Source organism: Streptomyces sp. NPDC052114 (assembly GCF_040680155.1).
In the GTDB taxonomy this organism is placed as follows: Bacteria; Actinomycetota; Actinomycetes; order Streptomycetales; family Streptomycetaceae; genus Streptomyces.
The window spans coordinates 269,570-291,116 of record NZ_JBFAWC010000011.1; the positions used below are offsets into that span (position 1 = coordinate 269,570).

Here is a 21,547-nt window from a genome sequence, read left to right on the forward strand (position 1 = left end):
CGCGCAGCGCCTCAGCCGTCGCGCAGCGCCTTGCGGACGACGTCAGGCGTGTTGGTGATGATCCCGTCCACGCCGAAGCCCGCGGCACGCACCGCGCTCGGGGCGTCGTTGACGGTCCATGTGAAGATCTCCAGCGGCTTGCCGTGCGGGCCCTTGAGTGCGTGGATCGCGGAGACGTAGTCGGCCGAGATCGACGTGTGCGTCGAGTTGATCTGGTCGGCGAACTTCGCGTACTGGGGCAGGTCGGCCGCCGCGGGCGTGCCGAGGAAGCCGGTCTTCACGTCGGGCCGCAGCGCGTGCACCGTCTTCACACTGTCCGCACTGAAGCTCTGGATGACCAGCTTGCTCTTGACGTGGTGCTTGTCGAGCCAGCCCGTGTCGCGCAGCACCCGCAGGCCCTGCTTCTCGATGCCGGGGTACAGCTCGGGCTTCTTGAACTCGAAGACCAGCTTCTGGTGGTTGCGCGACACCCGCCGCATGTACTGCTCGAGGGTGGGCACGCGCTGACCCGCGTACTTCGGGCTGAACCAGCTGCCCGCGTCGAGCGTCGCGATCTCCGCCGCCGTGAAGTCCGCGACCTTCCAGGGGGCGCGGTCGGGGAAGAGCTCCTCGACGTTCGTCGTCCGCTTCAGGGTGTCGTCGTGCATGATCACGAGCTCGCCGTCCCTGGTCCGCTGCACGTCGTTCTCGACCCAGCGGAAGCCCATGTCACGGGCCTTGTCGATGGCGGCGAGGGTGTTCTCGGGGGCGTAGGCGGAGGCGCCGCGGTGGGCGACCACCAGTGGTCTGTCGTGCCGGACGGAGCTCTGCGCGGCGGGGGCGTGCGCCGTGGGTGCCTGCGCGGTGGCGGTGGTGGTGGGGAGGACGAGTGCGCCGGCTCCGAGCAGGGCGGCAGTGGTGGCGGCAGCGCGTGCGTACACGTGTACTCCTCGCGTCGTGCGGTCGCGGACCGGTCGAGAGTGACAGTCCGCGGCCAACGGGAGACAGGTGCAGGATGGCCACAGGTTGAACGGAGTCATCAAACTCGGGGACCCCGCGCGTGGGTAACGCGATTCTTTGCCGGAAAATCGTTCTTACGTTCCGGGGTGAGCTTTACTCTGCTGCCTCAGCCGACGGTCTTTCAGATGGCCGCCGGCAGGGGGGCTTACGGGGCGAATCAGGGTATTTGAGTACAACAGGCGGAAGGGCTACCGCACATGCAGGGCACGGTCGACGGGTTCAGCTACGGAGTCGTCACACCGGTGGTGGCCTACCTCATGGCCTGTCTGGGAGGAGCGCTCGGACTGCGCTGCACCACCAGATCCCTGCTCGTGGCGCACTCCTGGCGGCCCGGCTGGCTGGCGCTCGGCTCGGGCGCGATCGGGTCCGGGATCTGGACCATGCACTTCGTGGCGATGATGGGCTTCACCGTGGAGGAGGCCCCGATCCACTACGACAAGGCGCTGACGTTCGCGAGTCTCGCCGTCGCCATCGTCATGGTCGGCATCGGCATCTTCATCGTCGGCTACCGCGGCGCGGCGGGCACCGCGCTCTTCACCGGCGGCACCATCACGGGCCTGGGCGTCGCCACGATGCACTACCTGGGAATGGCCGGTATGCGTCTTCGCGGGACGCTGGAGTACAACACCCTGACCGTCGCCGCCTCCGTCGTGATCGCCATGGTCGCCGCGACCGCGGCGCTCTGGGCGGCGGGGCAGGTCCGGGGAATCCTGTGGAGCCTGGGCGCGAGCCTCGTCATGGGCCTGGCCGTCAGCGGCATGCACTACATGGGCATGGCGGGACTCAGCGTCCATCTGCACGGCTCGGGCGTCGCCCCGCCCGGCGACTCGCCCGCCGAGATCCTCGCGCCCATGATGATCGGGCCGCTGGCCTTCCTGCTCCTGGCGGGCGTGATCGTGATGTTCGACCCGCTCATGGTGATGGGCGGCCAGGCGGACGTCAGGACCCCCGTGCAGGGCGGCCGCGTCCGGCAGTCCTACCCGGTCCCGCGCTCCGGCGACCGCCATGTGCCGGGCTCCCGCCGCCGGCCCAGGACCCGGACGCGCCCCGGCTCCCGCACCCCGCAGAAGTGGTGACGGGACGCGGCTGAGCGGGCGATCGGACCCGGTTGTCAGTGCGGGGTCGTACGGTGGATTCCATGCGGCCCGTATCCAAGATCGAACGCACGGTGGCGCCCTTCGAGGTCGTCAGTCCGTACCAGCCCAGTGGTGACCAGCCGGCGGCCATCGCCGAGCTGGACCGGCGCATCCGCGCAGGTGAGAAGGATGTCGTCCTCCTCGGCGCGACCGGCACCGGCAAGTCGGCCACCACCGCGTGGATGATCGAGAAGCTCCAGCGCCCCACCCTGGTGATGGCGCCGAACAAAACGCTGGCCGCCCAGCTGGCGAACGAGTTCCGCGAGCTGCTGCCCAACAACGCCGTCGAGTACTTCGTCTCGTACTACGACTACTACCAGCCCGAGGCGTACGTCCCGCAGTCGGACACGTACATCGAGAAGGACTCCTCGATCAACGAGGAGGTCGAGCGCCTGCGCCACTCCGCGACGAACTCGCTGCTGACCCGCCGCGACGTGGTCGTGGTCGCCTCCGTCTCCTGCATCTACGGCCTCGGCACCCCGCAGGAGTACGTGGACCGGATGGTCCCCCTCAAGGTCGGCGACGAGATCGACCGCGACCAGCTCCTGCGCCGCTTCGTCGACATCCAGTACACGCGCAACGACCTCGCGTTCACCCGGGGCACCTTCCGGGTGCGCGGCGACACCATCGAGATCTTCCCGGTCTACGAGGAACTGGCCGTCCGCATCGAGATGTTCGGCGACGAGATCGAGGCGCTCTCCACCCTCCACCCGCTCACCGGCGAGGTCATCAGCGACGACGACCATCTCTACGTCTTCCCGGCCTCGCACTACGTGGCGGGCCCGGAGCGCATGGAGAAGGCGATCAACGGCATCGAGAAGGAGCTCGCCGAGCGCCTCGCCGAGCTGGAGAAGCAGGGCAAGATGCTGGAGCACCAGCGCCTGCGCATGCGGACGACGTACGACCTGGAGATGCTCCGCCAGATCGGCTCCTGCTCCGGCGTCGAGAACTACTCGATGCACTTCGACGGCCGCGAGCCCGGCTCCGCCCCGAACACCCTCATCGACTACTTCCCCGACGACTTCCTCCTCGTCCTGGACGAGTCGCACGTCACGGTCCCGCAGATCGGCGCGATGTACGAGGGCGACGCCTCCCGCAAGCGCACCCTCGTCGACCACGGCTTCCGGCTGCCCTCCGCGCTGGACAACCGGCCGCTGAAGTGGGAGGAGTTCCTCGGCCGCATCGGGCAGACGGTCTACCTCTCGGCGACCCCCGGCAAGTACGAGCTCTCGCGCGGCGACGGCTTCGTCGAGCAGATCATCCGCCCCACCGGCCTCGTCGACCCGGAGGTCGTCGTCAAGCCCACCGAGGGCCAGATCGACGACCTGGTGCACGAGATCCGCAAGCGCACCGAGAAGGACGAGCGCGTCCTGGTCACCACGCTCACCAAGAAGATGGCCGAGGACCTCACCGACTACTTCCTCGAACTGGGCATCCAGGTCCGCTACCTCCACAGTGACGTCGACACGCTCCGCCGCGTCGAGCTGCTGCGCGAGCTGCGGGCCGGTGAATTCGACGTCCTGGTCGGCATCAACCTCCTGCGTGAGGGCCTCGACCTGCCCGAGGTCTCCCTGGTGGCGATCCTCGACGCCGACAAGGAGGGCTTCCTGCGCTCGGGGACCTCCCTGATCCAGACCATCGGCCGCGCCGCGCGCAACGTCTCCGGCCAGGTCCACATGTACGCCGACAAGATCACCCCGGCGATGGAGAAGGCCATCGAGGAGACCAACCGCCGCCGGGAGAAGCAGATCGCGTACAACAAGGAGAAGGGCATCGACCCGCAGCCCCTCCGCAAGAAGATCAACGACATCGTGTCGCAGATCGCGCGCGAGGAGGTCGACACCGAGCAGCTCCTCGGCTCCGACTACCGCAAGCCGAAGGCCGGCAAGGGTGCCAAGGCCCCCGTGCCCTCCCTCGGCGGCGAGGCGGGCAAGGCGGGCAAGGCCGCGTCCGCGAAGGCCAAGGGCAAGAAGGGCGCGGAGACGGTGCCCACCGACCGCCCCGCGGCCGAACTGGCCGAGCAGATCGAGGAGATGACCGAGCGCATGCGCGCGGCCGCCGCCGACCTGCAGTTCGAGATCGCCGCGCGACTGCGCGACGAGGTGTCGGAGATGAAGAAGGAACTGCGGCAGATGAGGGAGGCGGGCCAGGCCTAGGACCACGCCGGGGACAGGGGAAACGGCGTACTGGTCGGTCTGTTGCAAGACCGCCACAAAGTGCGGCCCGGAGTGCGACCGCGCAGATCGCACTGCATAGGGTGCTGGGCAACCGCAAGAGGCGGTTGCCCAGGCAGTTCGAGAGGGGACAGCGCGTGACGGTCAACATGACCAAGGGTCAGGCCATCAGCCTGCAGAAGAACGACGGGGGCGCCCTGACCGCGGTGCGCATGGGACTCGGATGGCAGGCCGCCCCGCGCCGCGGGCTGTTCGGCTCGCGCACCCGTGAGGTCGACCTGGACGCGTCGGCGGTGCTGTTCGCCGACAAGCAGCCCGTGGACGTCGTGTTCTTCCGCCACCTGGTCAGTGACGACGGCTCGGTGCGGCACACCGGCGACAACCTCGTCGGCGGCGTCGGCCAGGGCGGGGACGACGAGGCGATCCTCGTCGACCTCCAGCGGGTCCCCGTCCACATCGACCAGATCGTCTTCACGGTGAACTCCTTCACCGGCCAGACCTTCCAGGAGGTGCAGAACGCCTTCTGCCGCCTGGTCGACGAGACCAACGGCCAGGAGCTCGCCCGCTACACCCTCGACGGCGGCGGCCAGTACACCGCGCAGATCATGGCGAAGGTCCACCGCGCGGGCGCGGGCTGGCAGATGACGGCCATCGGCAACCCCGCCAACGGCCGCACCTTCCAGGACCTGATGCCGTCGATCCTGCCGCACCTGTAGGCACACCGGCCGAGGGCACGTCCGTACCGGCACGCCGGTACCCGCACGTTCGCACGTACGCGTAACGAGGGCTCGACGGGAGCCCTTCGAGGGGGAACGAAGGCAATGACGGCCGAGCTGGTGCGGGGGCAGAACCACCCGCTTCCCGCGACCCGCCTGGAGATCCGAGTCTCGGCCGGCCGGCCGATCGTGGCGGGGGCCACGCTCGGCGACGACCAGGGCCGCGTCCGCGGGGTGGAGTGGGTGGCCCACCCCGGTTCGCCCACCCTGCCGGGCCTCGAGGTGTCCCAGCAGGCGGCCGCCGACCACCGGCTCGCCGTGGACCTCGACGCCCTGCCGGACACCGTCCACCGGGTCAGCGTCCTGCTCGCGCTGCCCGTCGGCGTCGGGGGACCGGTCAGCTTCGCCGCCCTCGCGGCCCCCTTCGTCGCGGTCACCGGACTCGACGGCGCCGAGGTCGCCAGCTACACCATCACCGACCTGGACGCCGAGTCCGCCGTCGTCGCCCTGGAGCTCTACCGCCGCCAGGGCGCCTGGAAGGTCCGCGCCGTCGGCCAGGGGTACGCGGGCGGCCTCGCCGAGATGCTCACCGACCAGGGCCTGCCGCAGGCCCGCGAGCTCGCGGCCACGATCGACGACGCGGTGGCGCGGGGCCTGGCCCGCTCCGTGGCCGCACCTCCGCCCCGCCCCGGCGACGACGCCCGCGTGCGCACCGCGTCCCAGGGCCAGGCCACCCCGCCGCACGGCCCGGCCACCCCGGCACAGGGCCAGGGCCAGGGGCAGAACACCCCGCCCCAGCAGCCGGGCGCCGACACCCCCGCGGGCGGCCCCGTCGACTACACCCACCCGAGCCGCCAGACCGCCGCGCCCCCGCCGCCCCCGCCCGCCGCGCCCCCGGCCGCCCCGGGGCAGCCCGCCCAGCCCGTCGCGGGCGACGCCACCGGCTGGTCCATGGAGGAGCGGCTCTACAACCAGGTGTGGGGCATGTTCGAGGACCTGGCCCGCACCACGGCGGCCTACCGGAGCGCCGTCGACTTCGCCGACTCCCGCATGGAGCAGGAGCTCGACAAGGTCCTGTCCGACCCGCGCAGCCGCATCGGGAGCGCGGGCGACGCCCCGCGCGAGCGGGCCCGCGCCAAGCACGCCGACCTCATCGGCCAGGCCAGGGCCGCCCTCGACCGCGACCTCGCCCAGCTCGCCGCCGAGGCCGAGGTCGTCGAGCCCGCCCTGCCCCCGGCCTACGCCGCGTGGAGCAGCCCCGTCTGGCAGGGCTACCGCGCGCCCATGGAGTTCCCCATGGCGCTGCGCCTGGGCGACCTCCACCTCCCCGAGCGCACCGACCTGCGGATCCCGATGCTCGTCCGGCTGCCCCTGGAGCGCGGCCTGTGGATCGACAGCGGCAAGGCGCTCACCAACTCCTTCACCGACTCCGCCGAGCTGCGCCGCCTCGCCATGGACACCGCGGTCGCGCACGCGGCCCGGCTGCTGGCGGCCTATCCGGCGGACGAGTTCCAGGTGCACGTCATCGACGCGGCGGGCGCCGCCGCGCACGCGCTCGCTCCGCTCGTGACGGCCGGTGTGCTCGCCGAGCCCCCGGCCACCGGCGCGGCCGGCGTCTCCGCGGTCCTCGGCCGGCTCACCCAGCGCGTGGACCTGGTGCAGATGGCGCTGCGCGGCGGCGCGTCCGACGCGCTGCCCGCGGACGTGGACACCGCCCAGCAGCTCCTGATCGTCAACGACTTCCCGCACGGCTTCGACGACCGCGCCGTCACCCAGCTGCGCTACCTCGCGGACGAGGGCCCGGCCGTCGGCGTGCATCTCATGATGGTCGCCGACCGCGAGGACGCCGCGGAGTACGGCCCGCTGCTCGACCCCCTGTGGCGCGCACTCCTGCGGCTGACCCCGGTGCCCGACGACCACCTCGCCGACCCCTGGGTCGGGCACGCGTGGACGTACGACCCGCCGGCCTTCCCGCTGGGCAGCGAGGTCCTGCGGGACGTCCTCGAGCACGTCGCGACGGCCCGGCGCAACGGCGGCCGCTGACCGCCCGGAGGCGGCCCGGCGGCCCGACGGATACGCCGGGCGACCTGGCCCGCTTGACGGTAAAGCGACTTTGTACCCGCCCTGACCTGGCATTTTGGCTCTTGTTTGTGATCGCCTTTACCAAACCTTGGTGTTTCGCGTAGGCTGTTGTGCGCGGAGGGGAGTACTCCCGGCTGCGACGTACCCGTCAATACGGACCGCCATCGGTCCCGGGGCGTCGGCCCGATACGGCGTGGACCGTCTCGGGTGGAAGAGACCTCCGGCAGCGACGACGCTGATCAATAGCCGTACGAAGCCGGAGGCGCAGTGGACGTTTCTATGACCATGTGGGTGGCGACCGTTCTCGGTCTGTGTGCCCTGATCGCGGTCGACTTCTTCATCGGGCGCAAGCCCCATGACGTGTCGATCAAGGAAGCCGGGATCTGGACGATCGTCTGGATCATCCTCGCCGTCCTCTTCGGCATCGGCCTGCTGGTCGCGGGCGAGAGCCAGGCGTCCGGCGAGTTCTTCGCGGGCTTCATCACCGAGAAGTCGCTCTCCGTCGACAACCTCTTCGTCTTCATCCTGATCATGGCGAAGTTCTCGGTGCCCTCCCACCTCCAGCAGCGCGTGCTGCTGTTCGGTGTGCTGATCGCCCTGGTCCTGCGCGCGATCTTCATCGCCGCCGGCGCCGCGGTGATCGCCAACTTCTCCTGGGTCTTCTACATCTTCGGCGCGTTCCTGATCTACACCGCCTGGAAGCTCATCCAGGAGGCGCGCGCCGACGAGGAGGAAGAGGACTGGGAGGAGAACCGCCTCCTGAAGTCCATCGAGAAGAAGTTCGGCGTCTCGGACCGGTACGAGGGCACGAAGCTGTTCGTCCAGCGGAACGGCAAGAAGATCATGACGCCCCTCATGGTCGTCATGCTCGCCATCGGCACCACCGACGTGCTCTTCGCGATGGACTCCATCCCCGCGATCTTCGGCCTGACCCAGGACCCGTACATCGTCTTCACCGCCAACGCCTTCGCCCTGATGGGTCTGCGCCAGCTGTACTTCCTCATCGGCGGACTGCTCAAGAAGCTGGTCCACCTGAGCTACGGCCTGTCGGTGATCCTCGGCTTCATCGGTGTGAAGCTCGTGCTGCACGCGCTGCACGAGAACGGGGTGCACGTCCCGGAGATCTCCATTCCGTTCTCGCTCTCCGTGATCTGCGGTGTCCTGGTGATCACCACGATCACCAGCCTCATCGCCTCCAAGAAGCAGGCGGCGAAGGATGCCGCCGAGGCCGCGGACGCGGGCGAGGGCTCGAAGGACAGCGTCGAGGCCTGACCTTCCCCCCTCCGTGCCGCCGGGCGGGCGGCACGGAGGACCCCGCACCAAGTCGCGGTACCCAGGCGCCCGGGGCAGCATCGAGTCATGATCACTCGGCTCCGGGCGCTCGGCATGCAGTGGACAGCCGTGGTGCCGATTCTCGCGGTGGTACTGCTCGTCCTCACCTGGGGGCGCGATCTGCCGGGCCCGCTCGTCGCCCTGGTGACGCTGGTCCTGGCGGGCGCGGTCCTCGCCGCCGTCCACCACGCCGAGGTGATCGCGCACCGCGTCGGCGAACCCTTCGGCTCCCTCGTCCTCGCGGTCGCGGTGACCATCATCGAAGTCGCGCTGATCGTCACCCTCATGGCCGACGGCGGCGACAAGAGTTCCACGCTCGCCCGCGACACCGTCTTCGCCGCCGTGATGATCACCTGCAACGGCATCGTCGGGCTCTGCCTCCTGGTGGGCGCCCTGCGCCACCGCGTCGCCATCTTCAACCCCGAGGGCACCGGCGCCGCCCTCGCGACCGTCGCGACCCTCGCCACGCTCTGCCTGGTCCTGCCGACGTTCACCACCACCAAGCCGGGCCCGGAGTTCACCACGGCCCAGCTCACCTTCGCCGCCGTCGCCTCGCTCATCCTCTACGGCATCTTCGTGACCACCCAGACCGTGCGGCACCGCGACTACTTCCTGCCGATCACCAAGCAGGGCGAGGTCATCGACGCCGACAGCCACGCCGAGAGCCCCTCGTCCCGGGAGGCGATGATCAGCCTGGCGCTGCTCGGGCTGGCCCTGATCGGCGTGGTCGGCCTGGCCAAGGGCGTCTCCCCGACGATCGAGTCGGGCGTGGAGAGCGCCGGCCTGCCGCACGCCGTGGTCGGCGTGATCATCGCGCTCCTCGTGCTGCTCCCCGAGACGATCGCGGCCGCCCGCGCCGCCCGCCGCGACCGGGTGCAGACCAGCCTGAACCTCGCGCTCGGCTCCGCGATGGCCAGCATCGGACTGACCATCCCGGCCGTCGCGATCGCCTCCGTGTGGCTGTCGGGGCCGCTGGTCCTCGGCCTCAGCTCGACGCACATGGTGCTGCTCGCGCTGACCGTGATCGTCGGAACGCTCACGGTCGTGCCGGGACGCGCCACACCGCTGCAGGGCGGCGTCCATCTGGTGCTGTTCGCGGCGTTCCTGGAGCTGGCGATCACGCCGTAGTGGTCGGTCCGCGACGGTCATGCCGTGGAGGCCGCCGCGTCGGCGGCGGCGACCGGCCGCGTCTCCGGAAGCAGCGCGAAGCACCCGAGGCTCAGCAGTGCGATCCCCGACAGATAGGCGGCCACACCCCACGGAGTGCCCTCGCCGTGCGCCACGGCGGTCGCCACGATCGGGGTGAGCGCGCCCCCGAGGACCCCGCCGAGGTTGTAGCCGACCGCGGCGCCCGTGCAGCGCACCCGTGGCTCGTACAGCTCCGGGAGATACGCGGCGATCACCGCGAACATCGTGATGAACGCGAGCAGCGCCACCAGGAACCCGCAGAACATCAGCAGCGGCTGCCCGGTCGAGAGCAGCGCGATCATCGGGAACATCCACAGCGCGCAGGCGGTGCACCCCAGCAGGCACAGCGGCCGCCGCCCGTACCGGTCACCGAGAAGGGCCACCAGCGGTGTCATGGCGCCCTTCACGACCACCGCCGCCATGATGCAGGCCAGCATGACGGTGCGGCTCACCCCGAGCCGCTCCACGCCGTAGGCCAGGGACCACGTCGTCACGGCGTAGAACACCGCGTACCCGACCGCGAGCGCACCCGCCGTCAGGAGCACCAGCCGCCAGTGCCCGCGCACCACCTCGGCGAGCGGCACGCGCGCGTGCTCGCGCAGGCGCAGGAAGTCCGGGCTCTCCGCCAGCGAGGTGCGCAGCGCGAGCCCGGCCGTCGCGAGCACCCCCGCCGCCCAGAACGGCACCCGCCAGCCCCAGGCCGCGAACTGCGCGTCGGTCAGCAGCGCCGACAGGGCCAGCATGATGCCGTTGGCCAGCAGGAAGCCGACCGCGGGCCCGATCTGCGGAAAGCTGGCCCACAGCGCGCGCCGCTCGGCCGGCGCGTGCTCCGCGGTCAGCAGCACGGCCCCGCCCCACTCGCCGCCGAGGCCGAGGCCCTGCACGAAACGCAGCACAAGGAGCAGCAGGGGAGCGGCGATCCCGATCGACTCGTACGTCGGTACGCAGCCGACGGCGACCGTCGCGAGGCCGGTGAGGAGCAGCGACGCGATGAGCACGGGCCGCCGTCCGCGCCGGTCCCCGATGTGCCCGAAGACGATCGATCCGAGGGGACGGGCCACGAAGCCCACGCCGAACGTCGCGAAGGCGGCGAGCGTGCCCGCCAGCGGCGAGAACGTCGGGAAGAACAGCGGCCCCAGGACCAGCGCCGCCGCCGTCCCGTAGATGAAGAAGTCGTAGAACTCGATGGCGGTCCCGGCGAGCGAGGCGGCGGCGAGCCGCGGCAGCGACGGTGGTGCGGACGGGGCTGCGGGCGGCGGCGGTTCGGAGGTGCGCATACCCCGCCAGCTACCCACAGTGACGGATGGCTACTCCGAGTGTTCGGGAGTGATCGATCCTCGTCAGTACGTGACCGTGATGCGCCGCGCGGGGCCGTCGACCCGCACCGCACCGCCGTAGGGGATGACCAGTTGGGGATCGGTGTGCCCGAAGTCCACGTCGAAGACGGCCGTCGTCTCCGGGGCGTAGGCGCCGAGCGCGCGCAGCACGGCCTCCCGCTGCTCGCGCCCGTACGCGGCCTTCGCGTCCCCCTCCAGCGGGCGGGCGAAGGACCAGGACTTGGCGCGCCCCATCAGGAGGGCGGGGAAGCGGTGCAGTAGTCCGCGCTCGCCCATGTTGCGCAGGACGCGGAACACCTCGTCGGCACCGGGCAGTTCCTCGGAGGTCTCCAGGAACAGCACGCACCCGTCGTACGCGGACAGGTCCCGCTCGATCTCGCGGTCCGCCATCAGGAGCCAGGAGAGGATCTCCAGATTGCCGCCCCAGGAACGGCCCTCCACGACCCGTTCCGGGCCGTGCCAGAGCCAGCCGCCGGCCGGCTCGGTGGGCGGCTCATCGGCGAGCGTGGCGGGGTCGTCCCAGGGCAGGTCGACGTCGCGGAAGCGGTCGGCCGGGCGCAGTTCGTAGGGCCCGGAGGTGAAGAGCGCGGCGCGCAGCGAGTCCGCGGTCGGCCCGGCCATCGACCCGGGGCGGCCCAGCTCGCACAGGACGCTCGCCCCGTGGTAGGCGACGATTCCGCATCGCCACAGGTACGCGAGCAGGTTGGTGTTGTCGCTCCAGCCGAAGAACGGCTTGGGGTTCGCGCGGATCAACTCCCGGTCCAGGTGCGGGAGGACGGTGATCTGGTCGTCGCCGCCGATGCTCGCGATGACCGCCTTGACCGTCGGGTCGGCGAAGGCTGCGTGGAGGTCGTCGGCCCGCTCCCGTGCCGTCGCGCCCATCTTCCGGGTCGTCGGATACTCGACGGGTTCGAGCCCGAACTCCTCACGGAGCCGCTTCAGGCCCAGCTCGTAGGGGAGCGGGAAGAGTTCCGGCAGGCCGCTGGAGGGCGAGAGCACGGCGACGCGGTCGCCGGGGGACGGCTTCGGCGGGTACACGGGTTCGACGATCATGCCGGGAGCGTAGGCGGGCCCTACGGAGAGTGCACCTGACTTATGCGGCCTCTCGCGCGCGACCTGCGCGGCCTTCCGCGCGGGACGTACGCGTCCCCCGTGCGCGATCTACGCGGCCTCCCGCGCGCGGGCGGCGTGATAGACCTCCTGTATGACGCGCAGCCTCGCCACCGCCCCGATCATGATCCTGAACGGTCCGAACCTGAACCTGCTCGGCCTCCGTCAGCCCGAGATCTACGGCACCGACACCCTCGCCGACGTCGAGGCCCTGTGCGCCAAGGCCGCGGCCGCGCACGGCGGGACCGTGGACCTGCGACAGAGCAACCACGAGGGTGAGTTGGTCGACTGGATCCACGAGGCGCGGGAGCACCACGCGGGCATCGTCATCAACCCCGCCGCCTACTCCCACACGTCCGTCGCGATCCTGGACGCGCTCAACGCCTGTGACGGGATGCCGGTGTTGGAGGTGCACATCTCCAACGTCCACCGGCGCGAGGCGTTCCGGCACCACAGCTACGTCTCGCAGCGCGCCGACGGCGTGATCGCGGGGTGCGGTGTGCAGGGGTACGCGTTCGCGGTGGAGCGGGTGGCGGCGCTGGTCGCCGCGGGCGCCTGACGCGCCCCGCGCCGGCTCACCGGTCCCGCGTACCCCTTCGGTTCACCAGCCCCGCGCGCGCCACTCGCCCAGGTGCGGGCGCTCGGTGCCGAGCGTCGTGTCGTTGCCGTGGCCGGGATAGACCCACGTCTCGTCCGGCAGGGTCCCGAAGATCTTCGTCTCGACGTCGTCGATGAGGCTCGCGAAGGCCTTCGGGTCCTTCCACGTGTTGCCGACGCCGCCCGGGAAGAGGCAGTCGCCCGTGAACACGTGCGGGTGGCCGTGCGGGTCGTCGTAGACCAGCGCGATCGAGCCGGGCGTGTGGCCCACCAGGTGGCGCGCGGTGAGCTCGACCCGGCCGACCCGTACGGTGTCGCCGTCGTCCACCAGGACGTCGGTGGGCACGGGGATGCCCTCGGCGTCCTCCCGGCCCGCGTACGTCCGCGCGCGGGTCGCCCCGACGACGGCGGCGAGCGCCTGCCAGTGGTCGCCGTGCCGATGCGTGGTGACGACGGACGCGATGCCGTCGTCACCGATCAGCGTCAGCAGCGTCTCGGCGTCGTTCGCCGCGTCGATCAGCAACTGCTCGCCGGTGGCCCGGCACCGCAGCAGGTAGGCGTTGTTGTCCATCGGCCCGACCGCGACCTTCGAAATCATCAGGTCCGGCAGCTCGTGCACATCCGCGGGCCCGCCGACCTTCACCGCTCCGCTGTACGTCATGGGCGTCAGCCTATAGCGGGGGCAGGGCGGGCAGGAGGCCCCCTTCGGCCGTCAGCGCGGAGCCGTCGCGACGTCCGGCGAGCCAGCCGACCAGATCGGGCGCGGGCCCGGAGACGGTGACCTCGGCGTCGCCCGTGCGGCCGGTGCTCCACGCGTGCGTGCCGTCCGTGATCCGGGTGGGCGGCACCTCGGCGTTCCCCGTGAAGCGGGCCGCCAGGAACGCGATCTCGCGCTGCGCGAAGTCCTCGGGGAGATCCTCCAGCTCGTACCCGATGTCGAGGTCGACGTGGTGCAGGTCGACCTCGACCCACCGCCGGAACGGCACCCGCGACGCGGAGTCGGTGATGCCGTTGCGCATCGTGATCGTGCGGGACCAGTCGGCCGGGACGTCGGCCTGCGCCGCGAAGCGCCCCGCGCTCTCCCGCACGTCCTCCAGCTGCGCCGCCAGGGCCCGCGGGGCGTCCCGCTCGATGTCCGCGTCGCGCGTCGCGGCGCTCGCGTACATGGGCCGGCCGGCCAGCACGTTCACCAGGGCGTCCGCGTTCCGCGCCACGTGGGCGAGGACGTGGCCGCGGGTCCAGCCGGGAAGCCGTGACGGTTCGGCGATCGAATCGTTGTTCAGTTTCGCGACCGCGGTGAGCAGTCGGTCGGTCGCGTCACGTACAGACGCCAGGTCGCGCACATGATCAATCATGCGCCCGACGATAGTCGCGGCACACGTTCGGGTGAAGGTGTCGGGGCGGGCCCGTAAATCGAATGCACGTGCTATATGGTCGACGGCGGCGTCGGGCATTCTTGATGGTCCGGGTTTGTTGTGAACCAAGGAAGCAGCCCGGCGTTGTCAGTGGCTCGCCCTAGTCTGTGAACGACGGGGGTTCCGCCCCTGTCACCACTCTCAAGAAAGGTGCGGACCGGCGTGGCCGACCGTCTCATCGTCCGTGGCGCGCGCGAGCACAATCTCAAGAACGTCTCGCTCGACCTCCCGCGTGACTCCCTCATCGTGTTCACCGGACTCTCCGGGTCGGGCAAGTCCTCGCTCGCGTTCGACACGATCTTCGCCGAGGGCCAGCGGCGGTACGTCGAGTCGCTGTCCTCGTACGCCCGGCAGTTCCTGGGCCAGATGGACAAGCCCGACGTCGACTTCATCGAGGGCCTCTCCCCGGCGGTCTCCATCGACCAGAAGTCGACCTCGCGCAACCCGCGCTCGACGGTCGGCACCATCACCGAGGTCTACGACTACCTGCGCCTGCTCTTCGCGCGCATCGGCAAGCCGCACTGTCCCGAGTGCCACCGGCCCATCTCCCGTCAGTCGCCGCAGGCCATCGTCGACAAGGTCCTCGAACTGCCCGAGGGCAGCCGTTTCCAGGTCCTGTCCCCGCTGGTGCGCGAGCGCAAGGGCGAGTTCGTCGATCTCTTCGCGGACCTCCAGACGAAGGGGTACTCCCGCGCGCGGGTCGACGGCGCGACCGTCCAGCTCTCCGAGCCGCCCACGCTCAAGAAGCAGGAGAAGCACACCATCGAGGTGGTCGTCGACCGCCTCACGGTGAAGGACTCCGCCAAGCGCCGCCTGACCGACTCCGTGGAGACGGCCCTCGGCCTCTCCGGAGGCATGGTCGTGCTCGACTTCGTCGACCTCCCCGAGGACGACCCCGAGCGCGAGCGGATGTACTCGGAGCACCTCTACTGCCCGTACGACGACCTGTCCTTCGAGGAGCTGGAGCCCCGCTCCTTCTCCTTCAACTCGCCCTTCGGCGCCTGCCCGGACTGCACCGGCATCGGCACGCGCATGGAGGTCGACCCCGAGCTGATCGTCCCGGACGAGGACAAGTCGCTCGACGAGGGCGCCATCCACCCCTGGTCGCACGGGCATACGAAGGACTACTTCGGCCGGCTCGTGGGAGCCCTCGCCGACGCCCTCGGCTTCTCCACCGACATGCCCTGGGCCGGACTCCCGCAGCGCGCCAAGAAGGCCCTCCTGTACGGCCACAAGACCCAGATCGAGGTCCGCTACCGCAACAGGTACGGCCGCGAGCGGGTCTACACCACCGCTTTCGAGGGCGCCGTCCCCTTCGTCAAGCGCCGCCACAGCGAGGCCGAGAGCGACGCGAGCCGCGAGCGCTTCGAGGGCTACATGCGCGAGGTGCCCTGCCCCACCTGTGAGGGCACGCGCCTCAAGCCGATCGTCCTGGCCGTCACGGTCATGGGGAAGTCCATCGCCGAGGTCTCCGCGATGTCCATCAGCGACTGCGCGGACTTCCTCGCGGAGCTGCGGCTGGGCGCCCGCGACAAGAAGATCGCCGAGCGCGTCCTCAAGGAGGTCAACGAACGGCTGCGCTTCCTCGTCGACGTCGGCCTGGACTACCTGTCGCTCAACCGCGCCGCGGGCACCCTCTCCGGAGGCGAGGCCCAGCGCATCCGCCTGGCCACCCAGATCGGCTCCGGCCTGGTCGGCGTGCTCTACGTCCTGGACGAGCCCTCCATCGGCCTCCACCAGCGCGACAACCACCGCCTCATCGAGACCCTCGTGCGCCTGCGCGACATGGGCAACACCCTGATCGTCGTCGAGCACGACGAGGACACGATCAAGGTCGCCGACTGGGTCGTCGACATCGGCCCCGGCGCGGGCGAGCACGGCGGCAAGGTCGTGCACAGCGGCTCCCTGAAGGAGCTGCTCGGCAACAAGGAGTCCATGACGGGGGCCTACCTGTCGGGCCGCAAGAGCATCCCCGTCCCGGACGTGCGGCGCCCCGCCGACCCGTCCCGGCAGCTCACGGTGCACGGCGCCCGGGAGAACAACCTCCAGGACATCGACGTCTCCTTCCCGCTCGGCGTCCTCACGGCCGTCACGGGCGTCTCGGGCTCCGGCAAGTCGACGCTGGTCAACGACATCCTGTACACGCACCTGGCCCGGGAGCTGAACGGCGCGAGGAGCGTGCCGGGCCGCCACACGCGCGTGGACGGCGACGAGCTGGTCGACAAGGTCGTGCACGTCGACCAGTCGCCCATCGGCCGCACGCCGCGCTCGAACCCGGCGACGTACACCGGAGTCTTCGACCACGTCCGCAAGCTCTTCGCGGAGACGACGGAGGCGAAGGTGCGGGGCTATCTCCCCGGGCGCTTCTCCTTCAACGTCAAGGGCGGCCGCTGCGAGAACTGCTCCGGCGACGGCACCATCAAGATCGAGATGAACTTCCTCCCGGACGTCTACGTCCCGTGCGAGGTCTGCCACGGCGCGCGCTACAACCGCGAGACGCTGGACGTGCACTACAAGGGCAAGTCCATCGCCGAGGTCCTGGACATGCCGATCGAGGAGGCGCTCGGCTTCTTCGAGGCCGTGCCCGCCATCGCCCGTCACCTCAAGACGCTCAACGACGTCGGCCTCGGGTACGTGCGCCTCGGGCAGTCCGCGCCCACCCTCTCCGGAGGCGAGGCCCAGCGCGTGAAGCTCGCCAGCGAGCTCCAGAAGCGCTCGACGGGCCGGACCGTCTACGTCCTGGACGAGCCGACCACCGGTCTGCACTTCGAGGACATCAGCAAGCTGATCACGGTCCTCTCCGGCCTGGTCGACAAGGGCAACACGGTCATCGTCATCGAGCACAACCTCGACGTCATCAAGACCGCGGACTGGGTCGTCGACATGGGCCCCGAGGGAGGCAGCGGCGGCGGTCTCGTCATCGCCGAGGGCACCCCCGAGGAGGTCGCCGGCGTACCGGCCAGCCACACCGGCAAGTTCCTGCGCGACATCATCGCGGCGGACCGGATCAGCGACGCGCTGCCCTCGCAGAGCCGCAAGCCGGTCAAGAAGGCCCCGGCGCAGAAGACCGCGGCCAAGAAGGCGGTGTCGGCGAGCGCCACGGCCACGAAGAAGACGGCCACGGCCAAGGCGGACACGGCCACCGGGAAGGCCACCGCCAAGAAGGCGGCGACCACGAAGAAGGCGGCCACCGCCAAGAAGGCCGCCCCCAAGAAGGCGACCGGCACGAGGACGACGCGGGCCCGCAAGGCCTGACGCATCCCCTCCGCGGCGACCGAAGCGCCCCGTCCCTCACCGGGGCGGGGCGCTCCGTCGTCCACAGGAGACGTACGGTCCGGCGGGCACGAGCCGACGTACGGTCCGGCGTACACACGCGGCGTACACACGCGGCGTACACACACGACGTACCACCCGGCGTACACGAGCGACGTACCGTCCGCGTGCCCGAACCGCCCCTTGTCCGGCGTCCGTTCCCGTGGTCGGGTGGGCCCCATGCCCGTACGCAGCGAACGCGCAGGTGCCGTCACCACCGTCGTCCTGTCCCGCCCCGCCGCACGGAACGCCGTCGACGGGCCCACCGCCCGTGCCCTCGCGGACGCCTTCCGCGACTTCGACGCCGACCCGGACGCGGCCGTCGCCGTCCTGTGGGGCGAGGGCGGCACCTTCTGCGCGGGCGCGGACCTCAAGGCCATCGGCACCCCCGACGGCAACGAGGTCACCAAGGACGGTGACGGCCCCATGGGCCCCACCCGGATGCGGCTGTCCAAGCCCGTGATCGCGGCGATCTCCGGCCACGCCGTCGCCGGCGGACTCGAACTGGCCCTCTGGTGCGATCTCAGGATCGCCGAGGAGGACGCCGTCCTAGGGGTGTTCTGCCGCCGTTGGGGCGTCCCGCTCATCGACGGCGGGACCGTGCGGCTGCCCCGGCTGATCGGCGAGGGCCGTGCCCTCGACCTGATCCTGACGGGCCGCCCCGTGGACGCGGCGGAGGCCCTCGGCATGGGCCTGGTCAACCGCACCGTGCCCACCGGCACCTCGCGCGCGGCGGCCGAGCGGCTCGCCGCCGAGATCGCCGCGTTCCCGCAGACGTGCCTGCGCCGCGACCGGCTCTCCGTGCTCGAACAGGGCGGCCTGTCCGAACCGGACGCGATGGCAGTCGAGTGGGGCCACGGCCTGCACTCGCTGGCCGAGGCGTCCGAGGGCGCGGCCCGCTTCGCCGCGGGAGCGGGCCGGCACGGGGCCTTCACGGACGGCTGAGGACCCGGCGTCCCGCGCGGCTCAGCCCTGCGCCGCGACCGGCTCCAGGAACTGCATGTCCAGCTGGATCTTCACCACTTCGCCGAGCAGGCCCGGGGCGAAGTCGAGCCCGAACTCGCTGCGGCGGATCTCGCCCGACGCCTCGAACCCGGCGTGCCTGCGCTCCTGGCCGGGGAAGCCCTCCACACCGCCGAACTCCACGTCCAGCGTCACCGGCCGGGTCACCTCGCCGATGGTCAGCTCGCCCGCCATGGCCCACTCCTCGCCCGCGCCCTCGATCCGCGTCGAACGGAAGGTCATCGTGGGCCGCTTGGCGACGTCGAGCAGGTCGGAGGCGACGACATGCGCGTCCCTGTCCTTGTTGCCCGTGTCGATCGAGGCCAGCGCGATGGTCGCGGTCACCGACGAAGTCTCGGCGCTCGCTCCCACCACCAACTCGGCCCGCACGTCCGCGAAGCGGCCCCGCACCTTGGAGATGCCGAGGTGGCGGATGGAGAAGTTCACCGCGGAGTGGAACGGCTCGATCTCCCAGACGCCCGCGGCGAGCGGCAGCCCGGGAGCGGCGGAATCGGAAGACGGAGCTGCGGGGGCCGCCGAGGAGGAGGGCACGGTCTTGTCGGTCGCTTCAAGAGTCATGTGCCCACCTTGCGGCGCGGCCAGGGGCGGAGGAAGGCCGGGCGGAGACTGGTAGTGACAGGGCCACGATCCGCGCGGCGATCGCTGCTACGTTCGCATCCGTGAGCGAGAACGAGCTGGGCGCCTTCCTGCGTACGCGCAGGGAAGCCGTGACACCCACCGAGGTCGGGCTGCCGAGCGGCCCCCGCCGGCGCACGCCGGGACTGCGCCGCTCCGAGGTCGCGACCCTCGCCGGGATCAGCGTCGAGTACCTCGCCCGCCTCGAACAGGGCAGGGACCGTCATCCGTCCGCCCAGGTGCTCGGCGCGCTCGCCGACGCGCTGCGCCTGACCCTGGAGGAGCGCATCCATCTGCGCCGCCTGGAGAAGGAGACGGACGGTGGCGCGGGGAACCCCTGCTGCCCCACGGCCGTGCCGCCCGCGGACTCGGTGCGGCCCACCGTGCGCGCGATCCTGGAGAACCTGGAGCCCCTGCCCGCGGTCCTGCTCAACCGCCTCGCCGACATCCTCGCCTGCACGACGGGCTACCGGCGGATCGCGGAGCCCCTCGGCGTCCTGGACGGCGAGCGCCCCAACCTGGCCCGGTACGTGTTCACCGACGAGCGGGCCCGCGCCGCCTACCCGGAGTGGGACAGGCTCGCCGACAACCTGGTCGGCCACCTCAGGACCGAGTCCATGCTCGACGACCCCCATGTGCGGGGCTTCACCGACGAGTTGACGGTGTTCGCCGGCGCCCCGTTCACGGACCGCGTCGACGGCGCGCCCACGCTGCCCCGCCGCACCGGCGTCGAGCGGCTCACCCACCCCGAGGCGGGCGGCCTGCGGCTCTCGTACGAGACGCTGGCGCTGCCCGACACCGATCCACAGCGCCTGATCGTCTACGTCCCGGCCGACGCCGCCACGTCGGTGGCCCTGGACCGTCTCAACGGCCGCAGACCCGGCGGCCTGCACGCGGTCAACGCCTGACCGCGCCCGCCGCAGGGTGCCCGGACGATCAGGCGAACCGGTCGAGCTCCGCCGCGTACGGCGGCTCCGCGCCCGCCCGTGAGCAGGTGAGCGCCGCCGCGCGCGCCGCGAACCGCAGCACCTCCGTCGCGGTCGCGTCGGCCAGGTCGGCCAGCGCGCCCGCCGACAGCGCCTCGCGCGCCGCGAGGCCGTGCAGCAGCGCCGCGTTGACCGTGTCGCCCGCGCCGATCGTGTCCACCACGTCGACGTGCTCGCCGGGCACGTGCACCTGGGCGCCGCCGCGCGTGTACAGCGACAGGCCGTCCCCGCCGCGCGTGACCACCACGGCCGCGGGCCCCGCGGCCAGCCACTCGTGCGGGGTGCCGCCGAGCCAGTCGGCGTCCTCCCGGGACAGCTTGAGCAGCGAGACCGAGGGCAGCCAGCTCTTGAAGCGGGCGCGGTAGGCGTCCGCGTCGGGGATCAGGCCCGCGCGCACGTTGGGGTCGAGCGCGGTGCAGATCCCCTGTGCCGCCGCGCGGCGCATCAGGTCCTCGTAGGCGCTCGCGCCCGGTTCGAGGACGAGCGAGCAGGTGCCGAACGACATCGCCCGTACGCCGTCGGGCAGGTGGTCCGGCGCCTCGAAGAGCCGGTCGGCGGTGCCCTCCACGTAGAAGGAGTACCCGGCCGATCCATCCGCGCCGATCGAGGCGACGGCGAGCGTCGTCGGCTCCGGGCCGCGCTCCACGTACGCGGTGTCGACCCCGGCCGCCCGCAGCCCGCCGAGCAGCGCCTCGCCGAACGCGTCCCGCGACACGCGCGAGCAGAAGGCGACGGGGGAGCCGAGCCGGCCGAGCGCCACGGCGGTGTTGTACGGGCCGCCGCCCAGGCGCGGCGCGAGCGCGGGCAGTCCCGTGCCGCCGCCGGCCCCGGGCGCGTCCGGCGCACCCTGCGGAACGAGGTCGATCAGGGCCTCTCCTGCGACGACTATCACGGGCGGTTCCTCTCGGGCGCTGCCTGGGCTCGGCTCGGCACCGCGGCACATGGCGCGCGGCGTCCCGCTCAGGCTAGGCCGTGCGGGGCGCCCGGGACGGAATCGGGCGGCACTCGGGCACGCCCGTGCCCGACCCGGTCGCGGCGCCCCGCACCGGTATGGTCTGATCCGTCACCGACGCCCCTGACCTGTGGAGACACCATGTCCGGCACGCCTCCTGCCCGTCGCACCGTGCTGCGGGCCGCCGCTCTCGCCCCGGCCGTCGGGCTCGGGCTCACCGCCTGTTCGTCGGGCGACGGCGGTTCGAACCGGTCGGCGCCGACGGCGCCGGTGGACCTCGGCGCGTCCGACGAGGTGAAGGTCGGTGCCTCGAAGCTGTACACGGACAAGAACGTGGTCGTCAGCCGGATCTCCGAGGACGAGTACAGGGCGTACAGCACGATCTGCACCCACGCGCGCTGCCCGATCAACACGCTGGAGGGGCACAAGCTCATCTGCCAGTGCCACGGCAGCCAGTTCGACGCCACGAACGGCAAGGTGCTGCACGAACCGGCCGTCGATCCGCTGGCGGAGCTGCCGGTGAAGGTGGAGAACGGCAAGATCGTCGCGGGCCCGGTGAAGAAGGCCTAGCCC

At 71.3% G+C, this 21,547-nt stretch carries 18 protein-coding genes; 11 read left to right on the plus strand and 7 right to left on the minus strand.

What is annotated here, in order from left to right; translation table 11 throughout:
• Positions 1 to 11: 11 nt before the first annotated feature.
• Positions 12 to 920, minus strand: coding sequence for a glycerophosphodiester phosphodiesterase family protein (locus tag AB0L89_RS25305; protein ID WP_365144954.1), 909 nt, complete (start codon positions 918 to 920; stop codon positions 12 to 14).
• A 276-nt stretch (positions 921 to 1,196) separates the two neighbouring features.
• Here AB0L89_RS25305 and AB0L89_RS25310 point away from each other — a divergent pair, with 276 nt between their 5' ends.
• The 6 genes from AB0L89_RS25310 (at position 1,197) to AB0L89_RS25335 (ending at position 9,567) form a co-directional block, all read left to right on the plus strand.
• Entirely contained in the window at positions 1,197 to 2,075 is an 879-nt protein-coding gene (locus AB0L89_RS25310; protein WP_365144957.1) for an MHYT domain-containing protein, read from the plus strand.
• A gap of 62 nt (positions 2,076 to 2,137) precedes the next feature.
• The gene (uvrB, locus tag AB0L89_RS25315; RefSeq protein WP_365144960.1) at positions 2,138 to 4,291 is read left to right on the plus strand and encodes an excinuclease ABC subunit UvrB; all 2,154 of its coding nucleotides are present in this window, start codon (positions 2,138 to 2,140) and stop codon (positions 4,289 to 4,291) included.
• A 155-nt stretch (positions 4,292 to 4,446) separates the two neighbouring features.
• Entirely contained in the window at positions 4,447 to 5,025 is a 579-nt protein-coding gene (locus tag AB0L89_RS25320; RefSeq protein WP_365144962.1) for a TerD family protein, read from the plus strand.
• A gap of 105 nt (positions 5,026 to 5,130) precedes the next feature.
• The gene (locus tag AB0L89_RS25325) at positions 5,131 to 7,068 is read left to right on the plus strand and encodes a TerD family protein (protein ID WP_365144965.1); all 1,938 of its coding nucleotides are present in this window, start codon (positions 5,131 to 5,133) and stop codon (positions 7,066 to 7,068) included.
• Between the two features lie 306 nt (positions 7,069 to 7,374).
• Positions 7,375 to 8,379, plus strand: a complete 1,005-nt coding sequence (locus AB0L89_RS25330; RefSeq protein ID WP_365144968.1) for a TerC family protein — start codon at positions 7,375 to 7,377, stop codon at positions 8,377 to 8,379.
• 87 nt (positions 8,380 to 8,466) lie between these two features.
• Complete coding sequence (locus AB0L89_RS25335) at positions 8,467 to 9,567, plus strand: ionic transporter y4hA (RefSeq protein ID WP_365144971.1); 1,101 nt, start codon at positions 8,467 to 8,469, stop codon at positions 9,565 to 9,567.
• Between the two features lie 17 nt (positions 9,568 to 9,584).
• On the opposite strand, the gene AB0L89_RS25340 is transcribed toward AB0L89_RS25335, so the two are convergent.
• Together AB0L89_RS25340 and AB0L89_RS25345 are read right to left on the minus strand one after the other, a co-directional pair.
• On the minus strand, positions 9,585 to 10,904 hold the full coding sequence (locus tag AB0L89_RS25340) for an MFS transporter (RefSeq protein WP_365144974.1): 1,320 nt from the start codon (positions 10,902 to 10,904) through the stop codon (positions 9,585 to 9,587).
• Between the two features lie 63 nt (positions 10,905 to 10,967).
• Positions 10,968 to 12,017 carry a S66 peptidase family protein gene (locus AB0L89_RS25345; RefSeq protein ID WP_365144977.1) on the minus strand — a complete coding sequence of 350 codons (1,050 nt, stop codon included), beginning with the start codon at positions 12,015 to 12,017 and terminating at the stop codon, positions 10,968 to 10,970.
• Between the two features lie 151 nt (positions 12,018 to 12,168).
• On the opposite strand from AB0L89_RS25345, the gene aroQ reads away from it, so the two are divergent.
• On the plus strand, positions 12,169 to 12,633 hold the full coding sequence (aroQ, locus tag AB0L89_RS25350) for a type II 3-dehydroquinate dehydratase (RefSeq protein WP_365144980.1): 465 nt from the start codon (positions 12,169 to 12,171) through the stop codon (positions 12,631 to 12,633).
• A gap of 42 nt (positions 12,634 to 12,675) precedes the next feature.
• Here the strand turns inward: aroQ and AB0L89_RS25355 are convergent, their stop codons facing one another.
• Together AB0L89_RS25355 and AB0L89_RS25360 are read right to left on the minus strand one after the other, a co-directional pair.
• The gene (locus AB0L89_RS25355) at positions 12,676 to 13,332 is read right to left on the minus strand and encodes an MBL fold metallo-hydrolase (protein ID WP_055700777.1); all 657 of its coding nucleotides are present in this window, start codon (positions 13,330 to 13,332) and stop codon (positions 12,676 to 12,678) included.
• Between the two features lie 10 nt (positions 13,333 to 13,342).
• Positions 13,343 to 14,026 (minus strand): maleylpyruvate isomerase family mycothiol-dependent enzyme, encoded by a 684-nt coding sequence (locus AB0L89_RS25360; protein ID WP_365144983.1) that lies wholly within the window; start codon positions 14,024 to 14,026, stop codon positions 13,343 to 13,345.
• Between the two features lie 222 nt (positions 14,027 to 14,248).
• On the opposite strand from AB0L89_RS25360, the gene uvrA reads away from it, so the two are divergent.
• Entirely contained in the window at positions 14,249 to 17,341 is a 3,093-nt protein-coding gene (gene uvrA, locus AB0L89_RS25365; protein ID WP_365144986.1) for an excinuclease ABC subunit UvrA, read from the plus strand.
• 237 nt (positions 17,342 to 17,578) lie between these two features.
• Entirely contained in the window at positions 17,579 to 18,343 is a 765-nt protein-coding gene (locus tag AB0L89_RS25370; RefSeq protein ID WP_365144989.1) for a crotonase/enoyl-CoA hydratase family protein, read from the plus strand.
• 21 nt (positions 18,344 to 18,364) lie between these two features.
• On the opposite strand, the gene AB0L89_RS25375 is transcribed toward AB0L89_RS25370, so the two are convergent.
• Positions 18,365 to 18,979 carry a YceI family protein gene (locus tag AB0L89_RS25375; protein WP_365144992.1) on the minus strand — a complete coding sequence of 205 codons (615 nt, stop codon included), beginning with the start codon at positions 18,977 to 18,979 and terminating at the stop codon, positions 18,365 to 18,367.
• A gap of 101 nt (positions 18,980 to 19,080) precedes the next feature.
• On the opposite strand from AB0L89_RS25375, the gene AB0L89_RS25380 reads away from it, so the two are divergent.
• The gene (locus tag AB0L89_RS25380) at positions 19,081 to 19,944 is read left to right on the plus strand and encodes a helix-turn-helix transcriptional regulator (RefSeq protein ID WP_365144995.1); all 864 of its coding nucleotides are present in this window, start codon (positions 19,081 to 19,083) and stop codon (positions 19,942 to 19,944) included.
• Positions 19,945 to 19,972: 28 nt separating this feature from the next.
• On the opposite strand, the gene AB0L89_RS25385 is transcribed toward AB0L89_RS25380, so the two are convergent.
• Positions 19,973 to 20,914, minus strand: coding sequence for a carbohydrate kinase (locus AB0L89_RS25385; protein WP_365144998.1), 942 nt, complete (start codon positions 20,912 to 20,914; stop codon positions 19,973 to 19,975).
• Between the two features lie 201 nt (positions 20,915 to 21,115).
• Between AB0L89_RS25385 and AB0L89_RS25390 the strand changes: the two genes are divergently transcribed.
• Positions 21,116 to 21,544, plus strand: a complete 429-nt coding sequence (locus tag AB0L89_RS25390; protein ID WP_365145001.1) for a Rieske (2Fe-2S) protein — start codon at positions 21,116 to 21,118, stop codon at positions 21,542 to 21,544.
• Positions 21,545 to 21,547: the final 3 nt, after the last annotated feature.

What these genes read in the sequence shown, in the direction of transcription:
- AB0L89_RS25310 (WP_365144957.1), top strand. Translation starts at nt 1,197, where the DNA reads ATGCAGGGCACGGTCGACGGGTTCAGCTACGGAGTCGTCACACCGGTG.
- uvrB (WP_365144960.1), top strand. Translation starts at nt 2,138, where the DNA reads ATGCGGCCCGTATCCAAGATCGAACGCACGGTGGCGCCCTTCGAGGTC.
- AB0L89_RS25325 (WP_365144965.1), top strand. Translation starts at nt 5,131, where the DNA reads ATGACGGCCGAGCTGGTGCGGGGGCAGAACCACCCGCTTCCCGCGACC.
- AB0L89_RS25335 (WP_365144971.1), top strand. Translation starts at nt 8,467, where the DNA reads ATGATCACTCGGCTCCGGGCGCTCGGCATGCAGTGGACAGCCGTGGTG.
- AB0L89_RS25340 (WP_365144974.1), bottom strand. Translation starts at nt 10,904, where the DNA reads ATGCGCACCTCCGAACCGCCGCCGCCCGCAGCCCCGTCCGCACCACCG.
- AB0L89_RS25345 (WP_365144977.1), bottom strand. Translation starts at nt 12,017, where the DNA reads ATGATCGTCGAACCCGTGTACCCGCCGAAGCCGTCCCCCGGCGACCGC.
- aroQ (WP_365144980.1), top strand. Translation starts at nt 12,169, where the DNA reads ATGACGCGCAGCCTCGCCACCGCCCCGATCATGATCCTGAACGGTCCG.
- AB0L89_RS25355 (WP_055700777.1), bottom strand. Translation starts at nt 13,332, where the DNA reads ATGACGTACAGCGGAGCGGTGAAGGTCGGCGGGCCCGCGGATGTGCAC.
- AB0L89_RS25360 (WP_365144983.1), bottom strand. Translation starts at nt 14,026, where the DNA reads ATGATTGATCATGTGCGCGACCTGGCGTCTGTACGTGACGCGACCGAC.
- AB0L89_RS25370 (WP_365144989.1), top strand. Translation starts at nt 17,579, where the DNA reads ATGCCCGTACGCAGCGAACGCGCAGGTGCCGTCACCACCGTCGTCCTG.
- AB0L89_RS25375 (WP_365144992.1), bottom strand. Translation starts at nt 18,979, where the DNA reads ATGACTCTTGAAGCGACCGACAAGACCGTGCCCTCCTCCTCGGCGGCC.
- AB0L89_RS25390 (WP_365145001.1), top strand. Translation starts at nt 21,116, where the DNA reads ATGTCCGGCACGCCTCCTGCCCGTCGCACCGTGCTGCGGGCCGCCGCT.